The sequence below is a fragment of the Mesorhizobium sp. WSM4807 genome (assembly GCF_055811615.1).
In genome coordinates this window covers 1-9,867 of the sequence record NZ_JBVVQY010000046.1, presented here as the reverse complement: position 1 = coordinate 9,867, position 9,867 = coordinate 1, and the positions used below count along the sequence as shown (strand labels likewise).

6 protein-coding genes and 1 pseudogene are annotated in these 9,867 nt (G+C 62.6%); 5 read left to right on the top strand and 2 right to left on the bottom strand.

The window, feature by feature from the left end:
• Positions 1–278 precede the first annotated feature (278 nt).
• Complete coding sequence (gene rpoC / locus AC0L3N_RS31535) at positions 279–4,475, top strand: DNA-directed RNA polymerase subunit beta' (RefSeq protein WP_473487415.1); 4,197 nt, start codon at positions 279–281, stop codon at positions 4,473–4,475.
• A 370-nt stretch (positions 4,476–4,845) separates the two neighbouring features.
• On the opposite strand, the gene AC0L3N_RS31530 is transcribed toward rpoC, so the two are convergent.
• A complete protein-coding gene (locus AC0L3N_RS31530) occupies positions 4,846–5,781 on the bottom strand; it encodes a Gfo/Idh/MocA family protein (RefSeq protein WP_473551477.1) in 936 nt (311 codons plus the stop codon).
• A gap of 150 nt (positions 5,782–5,931) precedes the next feature.
• Entirely contained in the window at positions 5,932–6,213 is a 282-nt protein-coding gene (locus AC0L3N_RS31525) for a transcriptional regulator (RefSeq protein ID WP_123150797.1), read from the bottom strand.
• Positions 6,214–6,675: 462 nt separating this feature from the next.
• Here AC0L3N_RS31525 and rpsL point away from each other — a divergent pair, with 462 nt between their 5' ends.
• From rpsL to AC0L3N_RS31505, 4 genes and pseudogenes are all read left to right on the top strand, one after another.
• Complete coding sequence (gene rpsL, locus AC0L3N_RS31520; protein ID WP_006333356.1) at positions 6,676–7,047, top strand: 30S ribosomal protein S12; 372 nt, start codon at positions 6,676–6,678, stop codon at positions 7,045–7,047.
• 85 nt (positions 7,048–7,132) lie between these two features.
• Entirely contained in the window at positions 7,133–7,603 is a 471-nt protein-coding gene (gene rpsG, locus AC0L3N_RS31515) for a 30S ribosomal protein S7 (protein WP_008875664.1), read from the top strand.
• A 30-nt stretch (positions 7,604–7,633) separates the two neighbouring features.
• The gene (gene fusA / locus AC0L3N_RS31510) at positions 7,634–9,724 is read left to right on the top strand and encodes an elongation factor G (RefSeq protein ID WP_029352192.1); all 2,091 of its coding nucleotides are present in this window, start codon (positions 7,634–7,636) and stop codon (positions 9,722–9,724) included.
• Between the two features lie 66 nt (positions 9,725–9,790).
• Positions 9,791–9,867, top strand: a pseudogene (locus tag AC0L3N_RS31505) (GTP-binding protein); the annotation flags it as partial.

Below are 9,867 nucleotides of genomic sequence, written 5' to 3'. Positions count from 1 at the left end.
CCCCGGCGCGGGGGCCCGCGCGGGGCCGGCCGGGGGGGGCCCTCCTCCCCCCCGCCCCGGGGGGGGGGGGGGGGGCCCGGGGCGCGCCGGCCGGGGGGGGGGGGGGGGCGCCCCCCCCCCCCCCACGCCGAGCATGATCCCGAAAAGTGGTTACCGGTTTTCGGCCAAGATCATGCTCAAACAAGAAAGTTTCTTCGGCCGATGGCCGATCAAGTCGGCGGGCGTTTGGCCCGCGCTAGATGCAAGGGGTTTTCGAGGACCCCGAAAAGGAGAACGGCATGAACCAAGAGGTCATGAATCTCTTCAATCCCCAGGCGCCTGCGCAGGTGTTCGATTCCATCCGGATCTCGCTCGCCAGCCCTGAGAAGATTCTGTCCTGGTCGTTCGGCGAGATCAAGAAGCCGGAGACCATCAACTACCGCACCTTCAAGCCGGAGCGTGACGGCCTGTTCTGCGCGCGCATTTTCGGTCCGATCAAGGACTACGAGTGCCTGTGCGGCAAGTACAAGCGCATGAAGTACAAGGGCGTCATCTGCGAAAAGTGCGGCGTCGAAGTCACGCTGTCGCGCGTCCGTCGCGAGCGCATGGGCCATATCGAGCTGGCCGCGCCCGTCGCCCATATCTGGTTCCTGAAGTCGCTGCCGTCGCGTATCGGCACGCTGCTCGACATGACGCTGAAGGACATCGAGCGCGTTCTCTACTTCGAGAACTACATCGTCACCGAGCCTGGCCTCACCGCGCTGAAGGAGCACCAGCTCCTCAGCGAGGAAGAGTACATGATGGCCGTCGACGAGTATGGCGAAGATAGCTTCACCGCCATGATAGGCGCCGAGGCCATCCACGACCTTCTGGCCGGCATGGACCTGGAGAAGATCGCCGGCGACCTGCGTTCGGAGCTGGCTTCGACCACGTCCGAGCTCAAGCAGAAGAAGTATCTGAAGCGGCTCAAGGTCGTCGAGAACTTCATGGAGTCCGGCAACCGTCCGGAATGGATGATCATGAAAGTGGTTCCGGTGATCCCGCCGGACCTGCGCCCGCTCGTCCCGCTGGACGGCGGACGTTTCGCCACGTCGGATCTGAATGATCTGTATCGCCGCGTCATCAACCGCAACAATCGCCTCAAGCGGCTGATCGAGCTGCGTGCGCCCGGCATCATCGTGCGCAATGAAAAGCGCATGCTGCAGGAAGCCGTCGACGCGCTGTTCGACAACGGCCGTCGCGGCCGCGTCATCACTGGGGCCAACAAGCGTCCGTTGAAGTCGCTGTCGGACATGCTCAAGGGCAAGCAGGGCCGGTTCCGCCAGAACCTGCTCGGCAAGCGCGTCGACTATTCCGGCCGCTCGGTCATCGTCACCGGTCCGGAGCTCAAGCTGCACCAGTGCGGCCTGCCGAAGAAGATGGCGCTCGAACTGTTCAAGCCCTTCATCTATGCCCGTCTCGACGCCAAGGGTTATTCCTCGACCGTCAAGCAGGCGAAGAAGCTGGTCGAGAAGGAGCGTCCGGAGGTCTGGGATATTCTCGACGAGGTCATCCGCGAGCATCCGGTGCTTCTGAACCGTGCGCCGACGCTGCACCGCCTCGGCATCCAGGCTTTCGAGCCGATCCTGATCGAAGGCAAGGCTATCCAGCTTCACCCGCTGGTCTGCACGGCCTTCAACGCCGACTTCGACGGCGACCAGATGGCGGTTCACGTACCGCTGTCGCTGGAAGCACAGCTTGAAGCCCGCGTGCTGATGATGTCGACCAACAACATCCTGCACCCGGCTTCCGGCGCGCCGATCATCGTGCCGTCGCAGGACATGGTTCTGGGTCTCTACTATCTCTCGATCGTCAACCAGAACGAGCCGGGCGAGGGCATGGTGTTTGCCGACATGGGCGAACTCCAGCACGCACTCGAGACCAAGGCGGTGACGCTGCACTCCAAGATCAAGGGCCGCTTCCGCACGGTCGATGCGGATGGCAAGGTCGTGTCGAAGATCTACGACACCACGCCCGGCCGGATGATCATCGGCGAGCTTCTGCCGAAGAACGTCAACGTGCCTTATGAGACCGCCAACCAGGAGATGACCAAGAAGAACATCTCCAAGATGATCGACACCGTCTATCGCCATTGCGGTCAGAAGGAGACGGTCATTTTCTGCGATCGCATCATGGCCCTCGGCTTCAGCCACGCCTGCCGCGCCGGCATTTCGTTCGGCAAGGACGACATGCTGATCCCGGATGCCAAGATCAAGCTGGTTTCCGACACCGAGGCTTTGGCCAAGGAATACGAGCAGCAGTACAATGACGGCCTGATCACGCAGGGCGAGAAGTACAACAAGGTCGTCGACGCCTGGGCCAAGTGCTCGGAAAAGGTCGCCGACGAGATGATGGCCCGCATCAAGGCAGTCGAGTTCGAGGACAATGGCCGTCAAAAGCCGATGAACTCGATCTACATGATGTCGCACTCCGGTGCGCGCGGCTCGCCCACCCAGATGCGCCAGCTTGCCGGTATGCGCGGCCTGATGGCCAAGCCTAGCGGTGAGATCATCGAGACGCCGATCATCTCGAACTTCAAGGAAGGCCTGACCGTGCTCGAGTACTTCAACTCGACCCACGGCGCCCGCAAGGGTCTGGCCGACACCGCCTTGAAGACGGCGAACTCGGGTTACCTCACCCGCCGTCTGGTCGACGTGGCGCAGGACTGCATCGTCAACTCCGTCGACTGCGGCACCGACAAAGGCCTCACCATGCAGCCGATCGTCGATGCCGGCCAGGTCGTCGCTTCCGTCGGCCAGCGCGTTCTCGGCCGCACGGCGCTCGACGACATCACTCATCCAGTCACGGGTGAGGTTCTGGTCAAGGCCGGAACGCTGATGGACGAGCGCGACGTCGAGCAGATCGAACAGGCCGGCGTCCAGTCGGTCCGCATCCGCTCGGCGCTGACCTGCGACGTCAGGGTCGGAGTATGCGCGGTCTGCTATGGACGCGATCTGGCTCGCGGCACCCCGGTCAACCAGGGCGAGGCTGTCGGGGTCATCGCGGCGCAGTCGATCGGCGAGCCGGGCACCCAACTCACCATGCGTACCTTCCACATGGGCGGTACGGCGCAGGTGGTGGACTCGTCGTTCCTTGAAGCCTCGTATGAGGGCAAGGTCGAGATCCGCAACCGCAACGTGGTGCGCAACTCCGACGGCCAGCAGATGGTCATGGGCCGCAACATGGCGGTGCTGATCCTCGACGAGGCCGGTAAGGAGCGGGCCACACACCGTGTCACCTATGGTTCGCGCATCTTCGTGGACGATGGCGACAAGGTGAAGCGCGGCCAGCGCATCGCCGAGTGGGATCCCTATACCCGCCCGGTCCTCACCGAAATCGAGGGCAAGGTGGCGTTCGAGGATCTGGTCGACGGCATTTCCGTCCAGGAAACGGCCGACGAATCGACCGGCATCACCAAGCGCGAGGTCATCGACTGGCGTTCGACGCCACGCGGCAACGATCTCAAGCCGGCGATCGTCGTCCAGGACGCCAAGGGCAAGGTCGGCAAACTGTCGAAGGGCGGCGACGCCCGCTTCCTGCTCTCGGTCGAGGCCATTCTTTCGGTCGAGCCGGGTGCACAGGTTCGCCCCGGCGACGTGCTGGCGCGTATCCCGATGGAAAGCGCCAAGACCAAGGACATCACCGGCGGTCTGCCGCGTGTTGCCGAACTGTTCGAGGCACGCCGCCCGAAGGATCACGCCATCATCGCCGAGATCGACGGCACGATTCGCTTCGGCCGCGACTACAAGAACAAGCGCCGCATCATCATCGAACCGCATGACTCGACGCTTGAGCCGGTCGAATACCTGATCCCGAAGGGCAAGCCGTTCCATCTCCAGGACGGCGACGTCATCGAGAAGGGCGACTACATCCTCGACGGCAATCCGGCGCCGCACGACATCCTGGCGATCAAGGGCGTGGAGGCGCTTGCGTCCTACCTCGTCAACGAGATCCAGGAGGTCTACCGCCTGCAGGGCGTGTCGATCAACGACAAGCACATCGAGGTGATCGTTCGCCAGATGCTGCAGAAGGTCGAGATCACTGCGCAGGGCGACTCGACCTACATTCCGGGCGACCACGTCGACGTGATCGAGCTGGAAGAGGTCAACGAGCGCCTGGTCGAGGACGGCAAGAAGCCGGCCGAAGGCCAGCCGGTGCTTCTGGGCATCACCAAGGCCTCGCTGCAGACGCCGTCCTTCATCTCGGCCGCCTCCTTCCAGGAGACGACCAGGGTGCTGACCGAAGCGGCGGTTGCCGGCAAGACCGACATGCTGCAGGGGCTGAAGGAAAACGTCATCGTCGGCCGTCTGATCCCGGCCGGCACCGGCGGCACGATGAGCCAGATCCGGCGCATCGCCACCTCGCGCGACGAGTTGATCATCGACGAGCGCCGCAAGGCGTCGGGCGTCGAGGTCGCCGATCAGATGCTGACCGACATGGCTTCCGCCGCGCAGTAAGCGCGGCGGTACAGATCTCAGGCAACAAAGCCGTCGGGGCAACCCGGCGGCTTTTTTGTGTGTTGAAGTTGGAAAACTTATGCCGCTGGCGACGGAGTGGGAGGAGGCGTCGTCGAGTGTTCGCGACTTATTTCGATCGTCCGGCGCCGCCCCTCATTGCCCTGCCGGGCATTTCTCCCGGTAAACGGGGAGAAAGAAGCTGGCCGCAGCCTTGGCGCTCTTCTGCGACGCTGGAGATTGGCGAAATCCTTGATGACGGCGTCCTTCTCCCTGTTCACGGGAGAAGATGGCGGCAGCCAGATGAGGGGCGGCGCGACGCTTGCAAGATGGTCAGGACCGGAGCGAAGGCCACTCCTTACAGCTCCGCGGCTTAATCGAAAAACGCTTCCACCATATTGCGCCTACCCAGCATGAAGGCGTCGGCGACATGTTGGAGGGGAGCGAGATCGACATCGGAAACGCCAGCGCGCACGATCTCGGCGAAGCGCCTGTAGAGCATCGGATATTCGGCTTCCGGCTCGTCGTGAACGACGCGGCCGTCGACCGCGAGTTTTGAGCCGCCGCCCGAAAGCACCATCGCGCCATTGTCCGTCTCGGCCAGGATGTCCCAGCTTTGCGGGCCGGTCTGGCGCCAGTCGAGTTCCATCGCCACCGGCAAGCCGTTCGAGGTGCGAAAGGCGATATGGGCGGCGATCGGTGCGGCGCGGTTTTCGGGAAAATCGAGAACTGCCGAGGTGATGAACATCGCCGGCAATATATGGGTCGCGATCGACAGCGCGTTGATGCCGGGATCGAAGACGCCGAAGCCGCCTGGGGCCCAGATCCAGTCCTGGTTGGGGTGCCAGCGGCGCACGTCTTCCTTCCAGTTGATGGCTGCCGATCTTATCGTGGTCGAGCCGAGAAAATCGCGCGCGGCCTCGACTGCCGGGGCATAGCGCGAATGCCAGCTCGCGAACAGCGAGACGCCGTTCGCGACCGCTAGCGCCTTCAAATCCTCAACCTCGCTGACCGTGGCGCCGGGCGGCTTTTCCAGGAAGACATGTTTTTTCGCCGCCAGCGCTGTCCGCGCGGCGTCGTAGCGGAACTTCGGCGGCATGCAGAGCGATACGGCCTCAAGCTCCGGCACCGCGTCCAGCATCGCCTCGATATCAGGAAAATTTGCGATCCCGTCCACCTTGCCGTGCCGGCTGGCCGCGGCGACGAGGCGGTAGTCCCGGTCCTTGGCCAGGGCTGGCAGGTGCTGGTCGCGGACGATCTTTCCCACCCCGACGATGCCGAGCTTGATAGGGTTGCTGTTCGAGGACATGGGAGACTCCACGGATTTGAAAATGCACTGCTCCTGGCAGCGATTGGTTCTCTTAGCAGAGAACCGATGCCGGGCAAGTCGCGGGAGGCTCGCCCGGCGGGCCGAGATAGAGCCCGCTTCAGACTGGCCTTGCTTCAGACTGGCCCTGCCTCAGACTGGCACGTCGAAGGTGACGATCGACACTTCGCCTTCGAGCGCGCCTTGATACGCCGACAGGTGCGGCTCGTCGTCGGGCACGCCGTCCAGGTCGCCGATCTGATCGAGCTCAGCCTCGGCGTAACCTTCGGCCGAGAGCGATTCGAGCGCCCGGCGCACCGCCGAATCGTCGTCGGGCGCGACCAGCATGACGTGGACGCCTTCCGGCTTGCCGTCTTTCCTCTTCCACGCCCGGCCGGTGATGATGGTGACCGGGCGCTCATCATTGTCGTTCACGGGATGATTCCTCCGGGCGAGGGGATCTGTGCTGTTCATGCCTCTTTTTCGCATGAAGCATGGCCGCGCAACAGCCGAAAGCCGGTCACTTTCTTCCCTCCTCTTGCAAAATGGCGAAAGAAAATTACATGCGCTTTTCGCATGGCTGCCAAGCCTCGGTTTCAGCGTAATATTTGGCGCTCCGGGGTTGACGGGCAACAGGCTTGCGAGTAGAAGCCGCCCAGTCAGAACCGATGTGAGGCTCTCCCTTCCGAAGCGACACGCTTTGGAGTTTGTCTCAAACAGGGTTCGTTTTACGAGCGAAAAGACATTTCCGGCGTGCATGAAGCGGGTTCCGCTTCCTCTGCCATTTGTTCGGGCAAGACCGCGAGGCGCGGTTTGTGGCCCGAATTTGCCTATGGAAATGACGCTTTGAGCGGCCCTGACCGGGCGAGACACGGAATTGAGAGACAAGAGGGTTTAATGCCTACCGTCAACCAGCTGATCCGCAAGCCGCGCATTGCGCCGGTGAAGCGCAACAAGGTCCCGGCCATGCAGCAGAACCCGCAGAAGCGGGGCGTCTGCACACGCGTCTACACAACGACGCCGAAGAAGCCGAACTCGGCGCTGCGCAAGGTGGCCAAGATCCGCCTGACCAATGGTTTTGAAGTGATCGGCTACATCCCCGGCGAAGGCCACAACCTTCAGGAGCACTCGGTGGTGATGATCCGCGGCGGCCGCGTCAAGGATCTTCCGGGCGTCCGCTACCATATCATCCGCGGCGTGCTCGACACGCAGGGTGTGAAGAACCGCAAGCAGCGCCGTTCGAAATACGGCGCCAAGCGTCCGAAGTGACCGAAGCGTAGCCAAGGTCATCCCGGACGGCGCCAAGCGACGATCCGGGATCCAGGCCACCACGCAGAATTGAGGCAGAGAAAAAATGTCCCGTCGTCACAGTGCAGAAAAGCGTGAGATCAACCCGGACCCGAAGTTCGGCGATCTGATCGTCACCAAGTTCATGAACGCCGTCATGTATGACGGCAAGAAGTCGGTTGCCGAGACCATCGTCTACGGCGCGCTTGACCAGGTCCAGTCCAAGACCAAGCAGGAGCCGGTCACCGTCTTCCATCAGGCGCTCGACAATGTCGCGCCGCATGTGGAAGTGCGTTCGCGCCGCGTCGGTGGCGCCACCTACCAGGTTCCGGTCGACGTGCGCCCCGAGCGCCGTCAGGCGCTGGCCATCCGCTGGCTGATCGCCGCCGCCCGCAACCGCAACGAGACCACGATGGTCGACCGCCTCTCCGGCGAGCTCATGGACGCGGCCAACAACCGCGGCACCGCCGTCAAGAAGCGTGAAGACACCCACAAGATGGCAGAAGCCAACCGCGCCTTCGCGCACTACCGCTGGTAAAGCGCGAACGAGACTGAAGAGGCACCTCCCATGGCCCGCGAATATAAAATCGAAGACTACCGCAATTTCGGTATCATGGCGCATATCGACGCCGGCAAGACGACGACCACCGAGCGCGTCCTCTACTACACGGGCAAGTCGCACAAGATCGGCGAAGTCCATGACGGCGCTGCCACCATGGATTGGATGGAGCAGGAGCAGGAACGCGGCATCACCATCACGTCCGCCGCGACCACGACCTTCTGGAAGGGTCGTGACGGCAAGATGCACCGTTTCAACATCATCGACACCCCCGGCCACGTCGACTTCACCATCGAGGTCGAGCGTTCGCTGCGCGTGCTCGACGGCGCCATTGCGCTGCTCGACGCCAATGCCGGTGTCGAGCCGCAGACGGAAACCGTCTGGCGCCAGGCCGACAAGTATCGCGTGCCGCGCATGATCTTCTGCAACAAGATGGACAAGATCGGCGCCGATTTTTACCGCTCGGTCGAGATGATCGGCTCGCGCCTCGGCGCGCATGCCGTCGTCATGCAACTGCCGATCGGTGCTGAGACCGAGTTCAAGGGCATCGTTGACCTCGTCGAGATGAACGCGCTGGTCTGGCGCGACGAAACGCTGGGCGCTGCCTGGGACGTCGTCGAGATCCCGGACGATCTCAAAGCTCGTGCGGAAGAGTACCGCGAGAAGATGATCGAAGCCGCCGTCGAAATGGACGAGACGGCGCTTGAGAATTACCTCGAAGGCAAGATGCCCGACAATGACGAGATCCGCGCGCTGATCCGCAAGGGCACCATTGCGGTGAAATTCTACCCGATGTTCTGTGGCTCGGCCTTCAAGAACAAGGGCGTGCAGCCGCTGCTCGACGCCGTTGTCGAATACCTGCCGTCGCCGGCCGACGTTCCGGCCATCAAGGGCGTCGACGCCAAGACCGACGCCGAGATCGAGCGCCATGCCGACGACAACGAACCGCTGTCGATGCTTGCCTTCAAGATCATGAACGACCCGTTCGTCGGCTCGCTCACGTTCGCCCGCATCTATTCGGGCAAGCTCACCAAGGGCATCTCGGTCGACAACACGGTCAAGGGCAAGAAGGAGCGCATCGGCCGCATGCTGCAAATGCATGCGAACTCGCGCGCCGACGTCGAAGAGGCTTTCGCCGGCGACATCGTCGCGTTGGCCGGCCTCAAGGACACGACCACGGGCGACACGCTCTGCGATCCGCTGCATCCGGTTATCCTCGAGCGCATGGAATTCCCCGATCCGGTCATCCAGATCGCGATTGAGCCGAAGACCAAGAACGACCAGGAAAAGATGGGCCTTGCGCTGCATCGCCTGGCCGCCGAGGACCCGTCCTTCCGCGTCAAGACCGACGAGGAATCAGGCCAGACGATCATTTCCGGCATGGGCGAGCTCCACCTCGACATCATCGTCGACCGCATGCGCCGCGAGTTCAAGGTCGAGGCCAATGTCGGCGCGCCGCAGGTGGCCTATCGCGAGACGATCACCCGCAGCCAAGAACAGGACTACACCCATAAGAAGCAGACCGGCGGCACGGGTCAGTTCGCCCGCGTCAAGATCCTGTTCGAGCCAAATCCGGAAAGCAGCGAATTCCTGTTCGAATCCAAGATTGTCGGCGGCGCTGTGCCGAAGGAATACATCCCCGGTGTCGAAAAGGGCATCAACAGCGTCATGACGTCGGGTCCGTTCGCCGGCTTCCCGATGATCGGCGTCAAGGCGACGCTGATCGATGGTGCCTACCACGACGTGGATTCCAGCGTTCTGGCCTTCGAAATCGCTGGCCGTGCCTGCTTCCGTGAAGCGGCGCCCAGGCTTGGCGTGCAGTTGCTCGAGCCGATCATGAAGGTCGAAGTGGTGACGCCGGAAGATTATGTCGGCAGCGTCATCGGCGATCTGAACGGCCGTCGCGGCCAGATCCAGGGCCAGGAAGCCCGTGGCGTGGCGGTGGTTATCAACGCGATGGTGCCGCTCGCCAACATGTTCAAATACGTCGACAACCTGCGCTCGATGAGCCAGGGCCGCGCGGCCTACACGATGCAGTTCGATCACTACGAGCCGGTGCCGACCGCGGTCGCTCAGGAAGTCCAGAAGAAATACGCGTAACCAGAACGGGTTGCAGCGCTAACTTAATTCAAAGCCCGCACGGGCGAGCAGGAATGGAGACATCACATGGCAAAAGGTAAATTCGAGCGTACAAAGCCTCATGTGAACATTGGCACGATTGGCCACGTCGATCATGGCAAGAC

Bases quoted from the DNA above. Each gene is read 5' to 3' on its own strand.
- rpoC (WP_473487415.1), top strand. From the start codon at position 279: ATGAACCAAGAGGTCATGAATCTCTTCAATCCCCAGGCGCCTGCGCAG.
- AC0L3N_RS31530 (WP_473551477.1), bottom strand. From the start codon at position 5,781: ATGTCCTCGAACAGCAACCCTATCAAGCTCGGCATCGTCGGGGTGGGA.
- rpsL (WP_006333356.1), top strand. From the start codon at position 6,676: ATGCCTACCGTCAACCAGCTGATCCGCAAGCCGCGCATTGCGCCGGTG.
- rpsG (WP_008875664.1), top strand. From the start codon at position 7,133: ATGTCCCGTCGTCACAGTGCAGAAAAGCGTGAGATCAACCCGGACCCG.
- fusA (WP_029352192.1), top strand. From the start codon at position 7,634: ATGGCCCGCGAATATAAAATCGAAGACTACCGCAATTTCGGTATCATG.